This is a genomic window from Celeribacter ethanolicus, assembly GCF_002407265.1.
Taxonomy (GTDB): Bacteria; Pseudomonadota; Alphaproteobacteria; order Rhodobacterales; family Rhodobacteraceae; genus Celeribacter; species Celeribacter ethanolicus.
Genome location: NZ_CP022196.1, coordinates 226,615 through 242,133 on the forward strand (window position 1 = coordinate 226,615; position 15,519 = coordinate 242,133).

Annotated in this window: 15 protein-coding genes; 7 read left to right on the forward strand and 8 right to left on the reverse strand. The window is 60.5% G+C overall.

Annotation, left to right across the window (positions count from 1 at the left end; all coding sequences use genetic code 11):
- Nucleotides 1-136: 136 nt before the first annotated feature.
- Nucleotides 137-769: a TetR family transcriptional regulator C-terminal domain-containing protein gene (locus tag CEW89_RS01010; protein WP_081424035.1), complete on the reverse strand. Its 633-nt coding sequence runs from the start codon at nucleotides 767-769 to the stop codon at nucleotides 137-139.
- 286 nt (nucleotides 770-1,055) lie between these two features.
- Here CEW89_RS01010 and CEW89_RS01015 point away from each other — a divergent pair, with 286 nt between their 5' ends.
- The 6 genes from CEW89_RS01015 (at nucleotide 1,056) to CEW89_RS01040 (ending at nucleotide 7,792) form a co-directional block, all read left to right on the forward strand.
- Nucleotides 1,056-2,306: a Zn-dependent hydrolase gene (locus CEW89_RS01015; protein WP_096804574.1), complete on the forward strand. Its 1,251-nt coding sequence runs from the start codon at nucleotides 1,056-1,058 to the stop codon at nucleotides 2,304-2,306.
- Between the two features lie 105 nt (nucleotides 2,307-2,411).
- Nucleotides 2,412-3,863: a dihydropyrimidinase gene (gene hydA / locus CEW89_RS01020; protein ID WP_096804575.1), complete on the forward strand. Its 1,452-nt coding sequence runs from the start codon at nucleotides 2,412-2,414 to the stop codon at nucleotides 3,861-3,863.
- Nucleotides 3,864-4,088: 225 nt separating this feature from the next.
- Entirely contained in the window at nucleotides 4,089-4,865 is a 777-nt protein-coding gene (locus CEW89_RS01025) for an ABC transporter ATP-binding protein (RefSeq protein WP_096804576.1), read from the forward strand.
- A gap of 181 nt (nucleotides 4,866-5,046) precedes the next feature.
- The gene (locus tag CEW89_RS01030; protein WP_096804577.1) at nucleotides 5,047-5,910 is read left to right on the forward strand and encodes an ABC transporter permease; all 864 of its coding nucleotides are present in this window, start codon (nucleotides 5,047-5,049) and stop codon (nucleotides 5,908-5,910) included.
- Entirely contained in the window at nucleotides 5,907-6,743 is an 837-nt protein-coding gene (locus CEW89_RS01035) for an ABC transporter permease (RefSeq protein ID WP_081424034.1), read from the forward strand. The genes CEW89_RS01030 and CEW89_RS01035 overlap by 4 nt, the downstream gene beginning before the upstream one ends.
- A 65-nt stretch (nucleotides 6,744-6,808) precedes the next feature.
- The gene (locus tag CEW89_RS01040) at nucleotides 6,809-7,792 is read left to right on the forward strand and encodes an ABC transporter substrate-binding protein (protein WP_096804578.1); all 984 of its coding nucleotides are present in this window, start codon (nucleotides 6,809-6,811) and stop codon (nucleotides 7,790-7,792) included.
- A 77-nt stretch (nucleotides 7,793-7,869) separates the two neighbouring features.
- Here CEW89_RS01040 and CEW89_RS01045 read toward each other — a convergent pair whose 3' ends face one another.
- Together CEW89_RS01045 and CEW89_RS01050 are read right to left on the reverse strand one after the other, a co-directional pair.
- A complete protein-coding gene (locus CEW89_RS01045) occupies nucleotides 7,870-8,463 on the reverse strand; it encodes a PRC-barrel domain-containing protein (RefSeq protein ID WP_096804579.1) in 594 nt (197 codons plus the stop codon).
- A gap of 126 nt (nucleotides 8,464-8,589) precedes the next feature.
- Entirely contained in the window at nucleotides 8,590-9,051 is a 462-nt protein-coding gene (locus tag CEW89_RS01050; RefSeq protein WP_096804580.1) for a MarR family transcriptional regulator, read from the reverse strand.
- An 82-nt stretch (nucleotides 9,052-9,133) separates the two neighbouring features.
- Between CEW89_RS01050 and CEW89_RS01055 the strand changes: the two genes are divergently transcribed.
- Nucleotides 9,134-9,457 (forward strand): DnaJ family domain-containing protein, encoded by a 324-nt coding sequence (locus CEW89_RS01055; protein ID WP_096804581.1) that lies wholly within the window; start codon nucleotides 9,134-9,136, stop codon nucleotides 9,455-9,457.
- A 19-nt stretch (nucleotides 9,458-9,476) separates the two neighbouring features.
- Here the strand turns inward: CEW89_RS01055 and CEW89_RS01060 are convergent, their stop codons facing one another.
- The 5 genes from CEW89_RS01060 to CEW89_RS01080 all read right to left on the reverse strand — a co-directional run bounded on the left by CEW89_RS01060 (nucleotide 9,477) and on the right by CEW89_RS01080 (nucleotide 15,504).
- Entirely contained in the window at nucleotides 9,477-10,355 is an 879-nt protein-coding gene (locus tag CEW89_RS01060) for a GNAT family N-acetyltransferase (RefSeq protein WP_096804582.1), read from the reverse strand.
- Between the two features lie 400 nt (nucleotides 10,356-10,755).
- A complete protein-coding gene (acs, locus tag CEW89_RS01065; protein WP_096804583.1) occupies nucleotides 10,756-12,708 on the reverse strand; it encodes an acetate--CoA ligase in 1,953 nt (650 codons plus the stop codon).
- 49 nt (nucleotides 12,709-12,757) lie between these two features.
- Entirely contained in the window at nucleotides 12,758-13,507 is a 750-nt protein-coding gene (locus tag CEW89_RS01070) for an ABC transporter ATP-binding protein (RefSeq protein ID WP_066706553.1), read from the reverse strand.
- A 3-nt stretch (nucleotides 13,508-13,510) separates the two neighbouring features.
- Nucleotides 13,511-14,272 carry an ABC transporter ATP-binding protein gene (locus CEW89_RS01075; protein WP_096804584.1) on the reverse strand — a complete coding sequence of 254 codons (762 nt, stop codon included), beginning with the start codon at nucleotides 14,270-14,272 and terminating at the stop codon, nucleotides 13,511-13,513.
- A 2-nt stretch (nucleotides 14,273-14,274) separates the two neighbouring features.
- A complete protein-coding gene (locus tag CEW89_RS01080; RefSeq protein WP_096807085.1) occupies nucleotides 14,275-15,504 on the reverse strand; it encodes a branched-chain amino acid ABC transporter permease in 1,230 nt (409 codons plus the stop codon).
- Between the last annotated feature and the right edge of the window lie 15 nt (nucleotides 15,505-15,519).

The window sequence follows — 15,519 nt, forward strand, 5'->3', positions numbered from 1 at the left end:
AGCCCCCACCATCTTCCTTTATAAAGGGTTATGGTATCTCAAGGGTTAATACTGGCGGGAATATTTGCTCTTGGTTAACGAGAGCGTTGTTAACCAAGAGCGTTCGCGAAAGACGCCTGGGACCATGCGTCGGGCCTCACGGTGTCAGCATCCGGCGGAACAGCGTGTCGAGATGGGCGCGGGCCGCTTCGAAATGGCTGTCGCCCTCAGGATGGAGGATACCGCGGATCTGGGCGTCGAAATCGGCGTAATGCTGGGTGGTGGCCCAGATCGAGAAGATCAGGTGATAGGGATCGACCGGAGCGATGCGCCCGGCGGAGATCCAGCCCTCGATCACCTGGGTCTTTTCGTCGACCAGATCCTTCAGCTCGCCCTCGATCTTGTCCATGATATTGGGCGCGCCCTGTACGATCTCATTGGCAAAGAGGCGGCTCTCGCGGGGGTATTCCCGGGCCATTTCAAGTTTGCGCAAAACATAGGCAAGGATCTCTTCGATCGGCTCCCCCTCTGCCTGCATTTTACGCAAAGGATCGAGCCAGGTTTGCATCAAACCGTCGATCAACTCGCGGTGAATCGCCACTTTCGAAGGGAAATAATACAGCAGATTGGGTTTCGAGAGCCCCGCCGCCTTGGCGATCTGATCCAGTGTAGAGCCGCGAAACCCGTGTTGGGAAAACACGTCTAAAGCCGCTTCCAGAATGGTTTCCGTGTTCTTTTTCTGGATTCTCGTCCGTGGTTGTCGTCCCGGCATCTGGCGTTCGATTCCCATTCCATCTCCGATCTGCTGTCGTTTACCGCTTATTGTTTGCCAAAAAAAGCGCCAAACATAAGTGGGAATCGCCTTAAAACCGCACTTGGGGCCTGTTTGCATGGTTTTTCGGCAAGTGCATGGTTTTGTATCTTCGCCGGGGGCTGCTAGGGTTCCCTTGACCAAATGGTCAAACCTGCAAGGCGGGAGGGCAGTGCGAGAGGGCTGAAGTGCGGACCTCATGCCGTTCTCTGGCCGGGAGGCCGCCGCTGGCAGGACCGATATGAGACATGTGAAAGGAAACCCCATGGCCGCCGCCGGTGAAAACCTCAAGATCAACTCCGAACGTCTCTGGGACAGTCTGATGGAGATGGCGAAGATCGGGCCGGGGATTGCGGGCGGGTGCAACCGCCAGACGCTGACCGACGAAGATGCCGAGGGGCGCAAGCTGTTTCAGAGCTGGTGCGAAGCGGCGGGGCTGACCATGGGCGTCGATGCCATGGGCACGATGTTCATGACCCGTGAGGGCACCGACCCGGAGGCTTTGCCGGTCTACGTCGGCTCCCACCTCGACACCCAGCCCACGGGCGGGAAATACGACGGGGTTCTGGGCGTCCTGGGCGCGCTCGAGGCCGTGCGGACGATGAACGATCTCGGTATCAAGACGAAACACCCGATCGTGGTCACCAACTGGGCCAACGAAGAGGGCGCGCGGTTTGCGCCCGCCATGCTGGCCTCGGGTGTGTTCGCCGGAAAGCACACGATGGAATATGCCTACGGGCGCACCGATCTCGAAGGTAAGACCTATGGCGAGGAGCTCGCGCGGATCGGCTGGAAAGGCGACGAAGAGGTCGGCGCGCGCAAGATGCACGCTTACTATGAGTTGCACATCGAACAGGGGCCGATTTTGGAGGCCGAGGGCAAGGACATCGGCGTCGTGACCCATTGTCAGGGGCTTTGGTGGCTTGAATTCACGCTCACCGGCAAAGAGGCGCACACCGGTTCGACGCCGATGGCGATGCGCACCAACGCAGGCCTTGCTATGGCGCGAATTCTGGAGATGGTGCAAGAGGTGGCGATGGATCACCAGCCGAACGCCGTGGGCGGTGTCGGCCAGATGCAATTCACGCCGAACTCGCGCAACGTACTGCCGGGCACGGTGGTGTTCACTGTCGACATCCGGACGCCGGACATCGAAAAACTGACCTCCATGCGCAGCCAGATCGAGGAGCGTGCGGCGAAGATTTGCGAAGATATGGGTGTGGGATGCTCGGTGGAACCCGTTGGGCATTTCGATCCTGTGACCTTCACGCCGGAATTGGTCTCGAATGTGCGCAACGCTGCGGAAACGCTGGGCTATTCGCATATGGACATCGTCTCTGGCGCCGGTCACGACGCGTGCTGGGCCGCCGCTGTGGCGCCCACGACGATGATAATGTGTCCCTGTGTCGACGGTCTGTCGCACAACGAGGCCGAAGAGATCACGCCGGATTGGGCGGCGGCGGGGACCGATGTGCTGTTGCATGCGGTGCTTGAGACTGCTGAGATCGTGGAGTGAGAGAAAGGGCGAGGGGCCAGCCCCTCGCGCTCCCCGGGATATTTGAAGACAAAAGAAGGCAGGGCGCCCATGGAAGGCACCGCCGGACCGACAAGGAGAGATGAGATGAGCAAGGTGATCAAAGGCGGCACGGTTGTCACCGCCGATCTGACCTATAAGGCCGACGTGAAAATCGAGGATGGCAAGATCGTCGAGATCGGGCCGGACCTGACGGGGGATGAAATTCTCGATGCGGAGGGCTGTTTTGTCATGCCGGGCGGGATCGACCCGCATACGCATTTGGAAATGCCCTTCATGGGCACGCATTCTTCGGATGATTTCTACGCAGGCACGCGCGCGGCTCTGGCGGGCGGGACTACCATGGTCGTCGATTTCGCGCTGCCCGATCCGGGGCAGTCGCTTTTGGATGCGATCAAGGTCTGGGACAACAAATCGGCGCGGGCTTGCTGCGATTATTCCTTCCACATGGCGATCACCTGGTGGGGCGAGCAGGTCTTTGACGAGATGAAGACCGTGACCGAAAAGGGCATCAACACGTTCAAGCATTTCATGGCCTATAAGGGCTCTTTGATGGTGAACGATGACGAGATGTTCGCCTCCTTCAAACGCTGTGCCGAGCTGGGTGCGACGCCTTTGGTTCATGCCGAGAATGGCGATCTTGTCGCCGAGATGACGACGAAATTGCTGGCCGAGGGCAACACCGGCCCGGAAGCACATGCCTATTCACGCCCCTCGCAAGTGGAAGGCGAGGCCACCAACCGCGCGATCATGATCGCCGATATGGCCGGCGCGCCGCTTTATGTGGTGCACACCTCTTGCGAAGAGGCGCACGAAGCCATTCGCCGGGCCAAGATGAACGGCAAACGCGTTTGGGGCGAGCCGCTGATCCAGCATTTGGTCTTGGACGAGAGCGAGTATTTCAACGAGGACTGGGACCATGCCGCGCGCCGCGTGATGTCGCCGCCGTTCCGCAATAAAAAGCATCAGGACAGCCTTTGGGCCGGTCTCGCGTCGGGCACGCTCTCCTGTGTCGCGACCGACCACTGTGCCTTTACCACCGAGCAGAAACGCTACGGCGTTGGAGATTTCTCGAAAATCCCGAACGGGACGGGCGGTTTGGAAGATCGCCTGCCGGTGCTCTGGACCATGGGTGTCGAGACGGGCCGCATTACGATGAATGAATTTGTCGCCGTAACCTCCACGAATATCGCGAAAATCCTGAACTGCTATCCGCAAAAGGGCGCGGTTCTCGTGGGTGCGGATGCCGACCTGATTGTCATGGACCCGTCGATGTCCAAAACCATCAAGGCCGAGACACAGGCGTCTTCGATCGACTACAACGTCTTTGAGGGGATCGAGGTCACGGCGCTGCCGCGCTACGTGTTGACCCGCGGCTACGTGGCGGTCGACAAGGGCGAGCTGAAGGCCAAGGAAGGCCATGGCGAATTCGTCGCCCGCGATCCGAATGCGACGGTGAACAAGGCGCTGTCGAAGTGGAAAGAGCTGACCGCGCCGCGTCCGGTGGAGCGTGCGGGGATTCCGGTGACGGGGGTGTGATTTGATACCCTCAAAATGTCCCTGCAACTGCAGCGGGGGAGAAGGACAACAGTATGATTTCAGACCAAACGAGAAATCAGAAGTTCCTGCGGCAATACGTGAAACATATGGAGGCCTGATGAAGTGTCCGTATTGCGGGTGTGTCTACAGCAAAAAAGATAAGAAAATTCTTGGCTTTCTGGATAATGGTGTTCGTGGGGCCGGTTGGGTTGGAGCAAGAAGCCAATGAAAAAGCCAGTCATCGACGCGCAGGGTGTCGATCTTACCTTTCAGACCAACGACGGGCCTGTGCATGCGCTCAAGGACGTCAATCTCCAGATCGACAAGGGGGAGTTCGTCTCCTTCATCGGGCCGTCGGGCTGCGGCAAGACCACGTTTCTGCGCTGTATCGCCGGGCTTGAGACGCCGACGGGCGGCACGCTGACGGTCAACGGGTTGACGCCGGAAGAGGCCAGAAAATCAAGGGCTTATGGATATGTGTTTCAGGCGGCGGGGCTGTACCCGTGGCGCACGATTGCGGGCAATATCCGCCTGCCGCTCGAAATCATGGATTTCCCGAAGCCGGATATCCCGGCCCGGGTCGAGAAGGTGCTCGATCTGGTGGACCTCAAGGGCTTTGGCAAGAAATACCCTTGGCAATTGTCCGGCGGCATGCAGCAACGCGCCTCGATTGCCCGCGCGCTGGCCTTCGATGCGGAAATTCTCCTGATGGATGAACCCTTTGGCGCCTTGGACGAGATCGTCCGCGACAAGCTGAACGAAGAGGTTCTGAAACTCTGGGCGGCGACCAACAAGACCATCGGTTTTGTGACCCACTCGATCCCCGAAGCGGTGTATCTCTCGACCAAGATCGTCGTGATGTCGCCACGCCCCGGACGGATCACCGATGTGATCGAGAGTCCGCTGCCGAAAGAGCGTCCGCTGGAAATCCGGGACAGCGAAGAGTTCATCAAGATCGCCCACCGGGTCCGTGAGGGCCTCAGAGCGGGGCATGCGGAATGAGAGATTTGGCACAGACAATCCCTCCTGGCCCTCATGGCACAGCACCGGACATGTGTCGGAGGCGTGTCGGCGACCGCGATGCTTCTTTTGGCGCCAAATGTCGCAGGGCTGATCATGGGAGGCTGCCGCAGGCATGGTGGCTGAGCCGCCTTTGCCGTGAGGGTCTTGGGGAGAACCTGGCATGAACAAGATCGTCCCGGTTCTCACCGTTCTCGCCGTGATCGTGGTCGTCTGGTATGGTGCCGCGATCAAGATGAACAGCCAGTGGACCTATGATCAGGCAGCGCGGGCGGGCACGGAGGTGACCTTCGGCACGCTGGTGACAGACACGCTGGCGCAGGAGCGTCCGAAACTTCCGGCACCGCATCAGGTGGTGGCGGAGCTTTGGGACACGACGGTGGCGAAAAAGATCACCTCGAAACGCTCGCTCGTGTTCCATGGCTGGATCACGCTGTCGGCAACGCTTCTGGGCTTCGGGATCGGCACGCTGGGCGGTATCGCTCTGGCGGTCGGGATCGTGCACAACAAGGCGATGGATCTGGGGGTGATGCCTTGGGCGATTGCATCGCAGACCATTCCCATTCTGGCGATTGCACCGATGATCATCGTGGTTCTGAATTCGATGGGCATCTCCGGGCTGATCCCCAAGGCGATCATCGCGGCCTATCTGTCGTTCTTTCCGGTCGTGGTGGGCATGGTGAAGGGGCTGCGCGCACCGGATCAGATGCAGCTCGACCTGATGAAGACCTACAATGCCTCCGGCGCGGAAACCTTCTGGAAACTGCGCCTGCCGTCTTCGATGCCCTATCTCTTCGCCTCGCTGAAAGTCGGCGTGGCGGCGGCCCTGGTGGGCACCATCGTGGCGGAACTGCCGTCCGGGGCGACACGCGGGCTTGGCGCGCGGTTGTTGTCGGGGTCTTACTACGGTCAGACGATCCAGATCTGGTCGGCACTGTTCGCCGCCGCGGCGCTGGCGGCCGCGCTTGTGATCGTGGTGGGGGTGTTTGAACGGGTGGTTCTCAAGAAGATGGGGATGGCGCAATGAAACCGCTTTATGTCCTTCTTGTCCTTGCGGTCTGGTTGGGCCTCTGGTGGCTCAATACCCGGTTCGCGATGCGCAAGAGTACCCAGTGGGTCGTGCCAGTTCTGTTTGGCATCACCTTGATTCTCTTGTGGGAAATGGTGGTGCGGCTGTTCGGGGTCTCGCCCGTCATCCTGCCGGCGCCCTCGGCGATCTGGGCCCGGCTCGTGACCTCCGTGCCGATCCTGTGGCAGGATTTCGTACAGACGATCTTCAAGGGTGCACTGTCGGGCTATGTTATCGGCTGCGGCGCTGCGGTGCTCACTGCGGTGCTGATCGACCGCTCGCCGTTTTTGCAGCGCGGGCTCTTGCCGATCGGCAATTTCATCGCGGCCCTGCCGATCGTCGGCATCGCACCGATCCTTGTGATGTGGTTCGGCTTCGACTGGCAATCCAAGGCTGCCGTGGTCGTGGTCATGGTGTTCTTCCCGGTGCTGGTGAACACGGTGGCGGGGTTGCAGGCGACGGATTCGATGCAGCGCGACCTGATGCGGACCTATTCGGCGTCCTATGGTCAGACCTTGTTGAAACTGCGGCTTCCGGCCGCCATGCCCTTTGTTTTCAACGGGCTTAAAATTGCGACAACCCTGGCGCTGATCGGCGCGATTGTCGCCGAATTCTTCGGCTCGCCCATCAAAGGCATGGGGTTTCGGATTTCCACCGAAGTCGGACGTCTCAACCTTGATATGGTCTGGGCGGAGATTGCGGTGGCGGCTGTCACGGGATCGGCGTTTTACGGGCTGGTGTCGTTGATCGAGAAGGGGGTGACCTTCTGGCACCCGTCCCAACGCGGGTAACCGCATTTGCAATGGCACGGGGGGGAACGCCCCGGCCAAATTCACAACTTGGAGGTTGTAAGACGATGAAGAAACTCCTGACGAGCGCTGCCGCTCTCGCCGCCATGGCTTCCGGTGCCTTTGCGGCCGACGAGGTGACGTTGCAGCTCAAATGGGTCACCCAGGCCCAGTTCGCGGGCTATTACGTGGCGCTGGAGAAAGGGTTCTACGAAGAGGCCGATCTCAATGTGACGATCAAACCGGGCGGCCCCGATGTGGCGCCGGTGCAGGTTCTCTTGGGCGGTGGTGCCGATGTCATGGTCGACTGGATGCCCTCGGCTCTGGCCGCGCGTGAAAACGGTGCGCCGGTGGTGAACATCGCGCAGCCCTACAAATCCTCCGGCATGATGCTGACCTGTCTGAAAGAAACCGGCATCACAGGCCCCGAGGATTTCCCGGGCAAGACGCTGGGCGTTTGGTTCTATGGCAATGAATATCCGTTCCTGTCCTGGATGGGCAAACTGGGCATCCCGACCGATGGCTCCGAGGGCGGTGTGACGGTCCTGAAACAGGGCTTCAACGTCGATCCGCTGTTGCAAAAACAGGCCGCCTGTATCTCCACCATGACCTATAACGAATATTGGCAGGTGATCGACGCGGGCATCTCCGCCGACGATCTCATCACCTTCAAATACGAGGACCAGGGCGTTGCGACGCTCGAAGACGGTCTTTATGTGCTCGAAGACAGCTTGTCTGATGAGGCCTTCAAAGAGAAAATGGTGCGTTTCGTCGCCGCCTCCATGGAGGGCTGGAAATACGCCGAGGAGCACCCGGAAGAAGCCGCCGAGATCGTGCTCGAATATGACGAAACAGGTGCGCAGACCATGGAGCATCAGGTCCGCATGATGTCCGAAGTGGCCAAGCTGACCGCAGGCTCCAACGGCGCGCTGGACGTGGCGGATTATGAGCGCACCGTCGAATCTTTGCTGTCCGGCGGCTCCGATCCTGTGATCACCAAGGAGCCGGAAGGCGCCTATACGCTTGAGATCACCGACGCGGCGCTTCAGTAAGTCTTTGACATTTTGACAAAAGACCCCGCCCGGAGGACCATCCGGGCGGGGTTTTCGCCTTCAGGCGAAAGGGCGTGTTACGAATTCATCGCTTGTTCGAGGGTCATGTCGCCCTCCACTTCGGTGTAGGCGGAGACATCGACATCCGGCATGGCCTCGAGCTCGGCCTCGGTTGCGCCTTCGATCATCACGGTGCTGTCGTCGACCATGGCGAATTCGTCCACCGGGATCAGCACGTCATGCTCGCCGATGCCAAGGAAGCCGCCCATGCCCACGACGGCCATAATGCCGCCCTCGGCGGTGACGATGGCGTCGATCTCGCCGATGTCCGTGCCGCTCTCGGTCACGACCTTGGTGCCGGTGATCTCGGTCACGGTCTCATTGCCGAAGGTCGCGAGCGCATCGGCAAGTTTCTCGGCGCCGGATTTTGTGGCATCCCAGGCCTCGGATGCGGCCTCGCCGGTGGCGTCCGCCAGATCGGCAGCGCCGTCCTTGGTCTCCTGCCAGATGCCCGTGTCGGCGGTTGCGCCGGCCTCTGCATTCTGTTCGATGGTGACGTCATCGGAAGTGACCTCTGCCTCTGTCTGGCTGGTCATCTCGGCAAGCGCCGGGGTGGCCAGAAGGGTGATTGCGGTTGCGGTGGTCATCAGTTTCTGCGTCAGGGTTTTCATCGTTTTCTCCTCTCACTCATGCGTTGGCATGTGGTATGCAGAGACAATGAACGAGACGCGTGCAGGGTTCCTGAAAATTTCAAAAATCCGGACAGGGTGTGAAATTATCCAATTTTAAACAATGATTTACTTGGTTTTTATTTGGGAAAACTCCCGGTTGAGCGTGGACAGGATCTTGTAGAACCCCCGGATTTCCTCGGATGTGAAGCCTTTGGAAAACGCCGCGATCTCGCGGGCTTCGCGGGCGCGGATGGCCGCGATGATGGCGCGGGCCTCTTCCGAGAGACGGTAGAGTTTCGAGGCGCGGTGGCGCGGGTTGTCGACGCGCAGGAGCTTGCCCTCATCATGCAGAATCTTGATCTCGCGCCCGACGAATTGCCGCGTCACATCGAGATGCGCGGTGATCTGCGGTGCGGTGGCCTCCCCGAGCGCGAGCAGCGCCTCAAGGATGGCGCGCTGGCCGACGGTGATGCCGGTGCCCGCGAGGTCATGCTCGACCCGCGCGGTGATGTTACGCAGGAGCGGTCGGGTCAGTTGAATGCCTGCGTAAAGCTGATCGGCGAGGCTCATCTCTGTCATGTCTGTCATCGCGTCGTCCTTTTCTTGCGGTTGTGCGGCAGGCGGTCTATATTGTCAACTAAGTTGACAAATTGGGCCGAAAGGATGCGCGATGAAATGGTCTTCTCTTAGTGAACGACAGATCCTCAAGGCGCAGGCCGAGGGGCAACTCGACAATCTGAAAGGGGCGGGCAAGCCGCTCAACACGCGCAGCGGCAATGACACGGACGCGGCGGGGTTTCGCATCATGGCGGAGGCAGGTGTGGTGCCGCGCGAATTCGAAATGCGCAAAGAGATCGAGGCGTTGAATGCGCAGTTGAAGGAGACGGTGGAGGCGGAGGCCCGTAAGGCGCTGATCCGGCAGATCGCGCAGGTGCAGCTCCGGCTCGACATCGAGGTGGAAGCGCGGCGGAAATATTACCGGACAGGGGATTGAGGAGCTGGGCTGAGGGGGATCACATCAGTGCGGCGGGGGAGAGGACGCGGGCGGTGGCCCCGGTGCGCAGTTTGAACCGGGCGAGATCGGGCGCGCGCCTTGTGTCGATTGTGCCAAGATCAAGTCGCCGCACGCCTTCGAGTTTCAGCCGCTTGATCGCCTCCCAAAGGATCAGGTTGTGGGCGTTCACCGCGCGGCCGCGGGGGCCGGTGTGACCGATCTGATAGGTGGCCGAGGTGCCGTGCAGGATGAACAGCATGAAGGCGTCATCCACCTCGAACAACCGTAGGGATTTCGGCGCGACATCTTGCAGAGTGAGGGCGAATTCGGGCGGCAGGCCGCGGTAATGCCGCTGCGTCTGTTGGTGTTTTTCCAACAGGAGATAGGGCCGCAAGACCGAGGGCGAAGGCGCGAGACGGGTCACATGCAGGTCTGATTTTTCGGCTTTTTTCAGGGCGTTGCGCCATTTTCCATTGAGGCTGAGGCGCATGTCGGAGAGCGGCGGGCGCAGGTCCAGTTCCACCACTTCGGGCGCGGGCGTCAGGCCGAGACGGCCGAGTGTGCCGGGCAGGCGGCTGTCCGGGCTCATGAGTTTGAGGCCAAAGGGCAGGGCGGCGCGCAGGCTCTGAACCACGGCGCGTTCAACCGCTTTGTCGGGGTGCGGGGTCAGAAACAGCGGACCACGGAACGTGACACTGATCTCTGTGCCGAAGGCGGGGCGCAAGAGTACCTGCGCCAGAGCGAGAGGCGTGCGACAGTCAGAGATGACAAAGCGGCGGGCGTCGCGCCCGATGCGTTTCGCGGCCTCGCCATAGAGCCAGCGCTGCGACAGCGGCGCATCGACCGTGTCGGCCAGCTCCTCCCAGTGAGTCTCATCTGTGATCTCGTGTGTGTCCATGTCGGATGCTGGGCCGAACAGGGTTAAGATTTTGTGGAGTTTGTGCTCGGTGGAGCATTTTTCTGTGGAGAAGCCGGGATTGCGACAATTTTAATGAAATGTCACAGGCACGCGCTTGGGGATTAAGCATTTTGCAAGAGGGCCACGCGACATTGGTGGTCATCCTAAGGAGGCTGGCCGATGCATTATCAATCCTTTCCGAATGACCTGAAGGCGGCAGCGGTTTTGACGCTGGTGTGGCATGTGGCGCCGCAGACCGGGCTGCGGGCGGAATGGCATCAGGTGCTGCGGTGCTGAGGCTCTGGCGTTTCTGCAAAAAGAAAGGCCGCCCGAGTGGGCGACCTTTGCGATTTTTCGGAGGTTGTTCGTGATGTGAACTCTATTGCGGTTTCGTGCATCCTCACTTCTTGAGGTGATAGAGCGAATTCTGAATGAGCTCGTCGACGACCTGAGGTTCGGCGAGGGTTGAGATGTCGCCGAGGGAGCCTGTGTCGTTCTCGGCGATTTTGCGCAGGATGCGGCGCATGATTTTGCCGGAGCGGGTCTTGGGCAGGCCCGGCGCCCATTGGATGAAGTCCGGTTTGGCGATCGGGCCGATTTCCGTGCGGACCCATTTCTCCAGTTCCGCACGCAGCGCGTCGGAGGGTTCGACGTCGTTCATCAGCGTCACATAGGCGTAGATGCCCTGGCCCTTGAGCTCATGCGGCATGCCGACGACCGCCGCTTCGGCGACCTTGGCGTGGGCGACGAGGGCGCTTTCGACCTCGGCGGTGCCCATGCGGTGGCCCGACACGTTGATCACGTCGTCGACGCGGCCGGTGATCCAGTAATAGCCATCGGCATCGCGGCGGCAGCCGTCGCCGGAGAAGTAATAGCCTTTGTATTGCTGGAAATAGGTTTCCTGGAAGCGCTCGTGATCGCCCCAGACGGTGCGCATCTGGCCGGGCCAGGAGTCCTTGAGGCAGAGGACGCCTTCGGCCTCCGTCTCGGTCATTTCCTCGCCGGTGGTGGCATCCAGAATGACCGGTTGCACGCCGAAGAAGGGCAGGGTGGCGGAGCCCGGTTTGGTCGGGATCGCGCCCGGCAGCGGGGTCAGAAGATGGCCGCCGGTTTCGGTCTGCCACCAGGTGTCGACGATCGGGCAGTTCCCCTTGCCGACGACCTCGTTGTACCAGTTCCAGGCCTCCGGGTTGATCGGCTCACCGACGGAGCCCAGCACTTTGAGCGAGGAGAGGTCGTATTTCTCGACCCATTCGTTGCCCTGGCCCATGAGGGAGCGCAGCGCTGTGGGGGCGGTGTAGAACTGGTTGACCTTGTGCTTTTCGCAAACGGCCCAGAACCGGCCCGCGTCGGGGTAGGTCGGCACGCCTTCGAACATGACGGTGGTCGCGCCATTGGCCAGCGGGCCGTAGACGATGTAGCTGTGGCCGGTGACCCAGCCGACATCGGCGGTGCACCAGAACACGTCGCCGTCGTGGTAATCGAAGACGTATTTATGGGTCAGCGCGGCATAGGCGAGGTAGCCGCCGGAGCTGTGGACGACGCCTTTTGGTTTGCCGGTGGAGCCAGACGTATAGAGAATGAAGAGCGGGTCTTCGGCATTCATCGGACGCGGCGGGCAATCGGGGCTGGCGTGCTCCATCAGGTATTTGACATCGACATCGCGGCCCTGAACCCAGGAGATCTGGTCGCCGGTGTGCTTGACGACGAGGCAGCGGACCTTGTCGGAACAGTGCAGCAGGGCGGCGTCGGTGTTGGCCTTCAAAGGCGTGCGACGACCGCCGCGGGGTGCTGTGTCGGAGGTGATGACCAGCTTGGCGCCACAGTCGTTGATGCGGTTGGCGAGGGCGTCGGGGGAAAATCCTGCGAAAACAATGGAATGGATCGCGCCGATGCGGGCGCAGGCGAGCATGGCATAGGCGGCCTCGGGGATCATCGGCAGGTAGATCACAACCCGGTCGCCGCGCATGACGCCTTGGCTCAGGAGCACGTTGGCCATGCGGTTCACCTTGTCGGAGAGCTCCTTGTAGGTGATGTGGCGGGCGGGTTCGTTGGGATCGTCGGGCTCGAAAATGATTGCGGTCTGCAAGGATTTGCGCGCCAGATGGCGGTCGATGCAGTTGGCAGAGACGTTCAGAACGCCGTCCGAATACCATTTGATGTCGACGCGACCGAAATCGAAACAGGTCTTCTTCACCTGGGTGTAGGGTTCCATCCAGTCGAGGATCTTGCCCTGCTCGGCCCAGAAGGACACCGGATCCTCCACCGAGCGGCGGTACAGATCCTCGTAATCGGTGGTCGAGATCAAGGCGTCGGACGCGAAGGATTCAGAGGGCGGGTAAATGTCGGTCATAATGGCTCCTCCCAAAGCTGGCCCTCGCCGCTTTGGGAGGGGCATGTCATCAGATGGCGAGATATTCGGCTCTTAGCGCTTCATTCTCAAGCACTTCTTTAGCGCTACCATCATAAACCACCCGCCCGGTGTCGAGAATGACGGCGCGGTCGGCCAGATTGAGGGCGCGCACGGCGTTTTGTTCGACCAAGACGGTGGTGATGCCCTGCTCCTTGATGATGCGGAGCGTTTTCTCGATTTCGTCGACGATCACGGGGGCGAGGCCTTCGTAAGGTTCGTCCAAAAGCAGCACCTTGATGTCGCGGGCCAAAGCGCGGGCGATGGCGAGCATCTGTTGTTCGCCGCCCGAAAGCGTGACGCCCTCTTGTTTGCGGCGCTCGCGCAGGCGCGGGAAGAGATCGTAAAGCCGGTCGAGCGACCAGCCGACGGGTTCGACGATCTGCGCCAGTTGCAGGTTTTCCTCGACCGTGAGGCCGGGGATGATGCGGCGATCTTCGGGGACAAGCGCGATGCCTTTCACGGCGGCCTCATAGGAGGTCTTGGTGTGGAGCCGCTCGTGGTCGAGCCAGATCTCGCCATGGGTGACCTGCGGACTGTCGAGACGGGCGAGTGCGCGCAGCGTCGAGGTTTTGCCCGCGCCGTTCCGGCCCAGAAGGGCAAGGATTTCGCCCTCGTGGATGTTAAAGGTGACACCCTGCACGATGTAGCTTTCGCCATAATAGGCATGCACGTCCCATGCGGAGAAAAACGCAGGCGCGTTCTGGGCGTGGTTGGCGTTGGGATTGAACTGTTCTGTCATGTCTTACACCTGCTGCGTTTCGCCAAGGTAGGCTTCTTTGACTTTCGGATTGCCCTTGATCATGTCGGGCGTGTCTTCCACGAGGGGCGTGCCTTGGGCCAGAACGGTGATGCGGTCGGCGAGCGAGAAGACCACATGCATGTCGTGTTCGATGATGGCGATGGTGATGTCGCGTTTTTCTTTGATTTCCTTGAGCAAAGCGATGGTGTTGTTGGTGTCGGCGCGGGCCATGCCGGCGGTGGGCTCATCGAGCAGAAGGAGTTTCGGCTCCTGCACCAGACACATGGCGATCTCCAACCGCCGCTTGTCGCCGCGGGACATGGAAGAGGCGATCATTTCGCGTTTCTCCAACATGCCGACGTCTTCGAGCATGGCCTCCGCCTTGGTGATCAGGTCGGTCTCGGCTTCCATGCTCTCTATGGCATGCATGCGAAATGCGCCGTCGCGCTTGGCGAAACAGGGGATCATCATATTTTCCATCACCGTGAGATCGCCGAAAATCTCCGGGGTCTGGAATACGCGGGAGATGCCCAATTGATTGATCTCATGCGGTTTCTTGCCCAACACGGACGTGCCCGCGAAGGTGACGGAGCCTTCGTCCGGGATGAGTTTTCCGACGAGGCAATTGAGGAGCGTGGATTTCCCGGCACCGTTCGGGCCGATGATGGCGTGAACGGTGTTTTCCTGCACCGAGAGGTTGACGTTGCCGAGGGCCTGAAGGCCGCCGAAACGCTTGCCGACGCCTTTGACTTCAAGAATTCCCATATTCATTCTCCTGCCACGCGTTTGCCGGGATCGGGGCGGTGCTCCGGGTCCGGGTTGTCGTATTTGTCGCGCTTCTGCGAGCCGTTGCGGAGGCGCGACGCGAGACGTCTCAGCCCTTCGATCAGACCGCCCGGCAGGAAGGTAACCACCAGCATGAAGGTCACGCCAAGGGTGAGGTGCCAGCCCTCGCCGGTGAAGCGGGCAAAGACCCAGATCACCACATCTTCCAGCCCGTCGGGCAGGAAGGAGAACCAGTCGTGCAGCACGCCTTCGTTGATCTTGGAGAAGATATTTTCGAGATATTTGATGACGCCCGCGCCCAGAACCGGCCCCATCAGGGTGCCCGCGCCGCCGAGGATGGTCATGATCACGACCTCGCCCGAGGCGGTCCAAAGCATCCGGTCGGCGCCGGCGAGCGGGTCCATCGCGGCCAAAAGCCCGCCCGCAAGCCCGGCGTACATGCCGGAGATGACGAAGGCCGCCAGAGTGTAGGGTTTCGGGTCAAGCCCGGTGTAGGTCATGCGTTGCTGGTTCGATTTCACCGCGCGGAGCATCATGCCGAAGGGCGAGCGGAACAGGCGGATGGCGACATAGAAGGCGAGGATCGCGATCACGGCACAGAAATAGAAGCCGGTGTTAAAGGTGAAAATCCGGCCCAGAGCCTCGATCTTGTAAGACGAATTCATCGCCAGACCGAAGATGTTGGTGACTGGCAGAGAGCTGCCTTCCTGCGTGCCGTCGAGAATGCGCGGGTCATTCAGCGTGAGTTGCAGGCCCGTTTCGCCATTGGTCAAAGGCGTGAGGACGGAATAGGCCATTTTGTAGCACATCTGGGCGAAGGCGAGCGTCAGGATGGAGAAATAGATGCCGGAGCGGCGGAGGCTGACGTATCCGATGGCGGCGGCGAAGAGGCCGGAGACGACCATGGCCAGAAGGATGCCGGGGATGACGTTCATCGTCAGCAGTTTGAACATCCAGACGGCGGCGTAAGAGCCGATTCCGAGGAAAGCGGCGTGGCCGAAGGACAGGTATCCGGTCAGGCCGAAGAGGATGTTGAACCCCACCGCGAAGATGCCGAAAATGGCGATTTTCTGCATCAGGTCGGGGTAGCCGCCGTTGAATTGCGCAAGCTCCGAGCCCGCCGCGAAGGGCTGCAACAGGATCGGGGTGAAGAGCGTCAGGAAGACGACGATCAGGAGGAATTTTGTGTCTTTCGGGTTCAGCCCGAGGATGTTCTTTTTCATGGT

What these genes read in the sequence shown, in the direction of transcription:
- CEW89_RS01010 (WP_081424035.1), bottom strand. Translation starts at nt 769, where the DNA reads ATGGGAATCGAACGCCAGATGCCGGGACGACAACCACGGACGAGAATC.
- CEW89_RS01015 (WP_096804574.1), top strand. Translation starts at nt 1,056, where the DNA reads ATGGCCGCCGCCGGTGAAAACCTCAAGATCAACTCCGAACGTCTCTGG.
- hydA (WP_096804575.1), top strand. Translation starts at nt 2,412, where the DNA reads ATGAGCAAGGTGATCAAAGGCGGCACGGTTGTCACCGCCGATCTGACC.
- CEW89_RS01025 (WP_096804576.1), top strand. Translation starts at nt 4,089, where the DNA reads ATGAAAAAGCCAGTCATCGACGCGCAGGGTGTCGATCTTACCTTTCAG.
- CEW89_RS01030 (WP_096804577.1), top strand. Translation starts at nt 5,047, where the DNA reads ATGAACAAGATCGTCCCGGTTCTCACCGTTCTCGCCGTGATCGTGGTC.
- CEW89_RS01035 (WP_081424034.1), top strand. Translation starts at nt 5,907, where the DNA reads ATGAAACCGCTTTATGTCCTTCTTGTCCTTGCGGTCTGGTTGGGCCTC.
- CEW89_RS01040 (WP_096804578.1), top strand. Translation starts at nt 6,809, where the DNA reads ATGAAGAAACTCCTGACGAGCGCTGCCGCTCTCGCCGCCATGGCTTCC.
- CEW89_RS01045 (WP_096804579.1), bottom strand. Translation starts at nt 8,463, where the DNA reads ATGAAAACCCTGACGCAGAAACTGATGACCACCGCAACCGCAATCACC.
- CEW89_RS01050 (WP_096804580.1), bottom strand. Translation starts at nt 9,051, where the DNA reads ATGACAGACATGACAGAGATGAGCCTCGCCGATCAGCTTTACGCAGGC.
- CEW89_RS01055 (WP_096804581.1), top strand. Translation starts at nt 9,134, where the DNA reads ATGAAATGGTCTTCTCTTAGTGAACGACAGATCCTCAAGGCGCAGGCC.
- CEW89_RS01060 (WP_096804582.1), bottom strand. Translation starts at nt 10,355, where the DNA reads ATGGACACACACGAGATCACAGATGAGACTCACTGGGAGGAGCTGGCC.
- acs (WP_096804583.1), bottom strand. Translation starts at nt 12,708, where the DNA reads ATGACCGACATTTACCCGCCCTCTGAATCCTTCGCGTCCGACGCCTTG.
- CEW89_RS01070 (WP_066706553.1), bottom strand. Translation starts at nt 13,507, where the DNA reads ATGACAGAACAGTTCAATCCCAACGCCAACCACGCCCAGAACGCGCCT.
- CEW89_RS01075 (WP_096804584.1), bottom strand. Translation starts at nt 14,272, where the DNA reads ATGGGAATTCTTGAAGTCAAAGGCGTCGGCAAGCGTTTCGGCGGCCTT.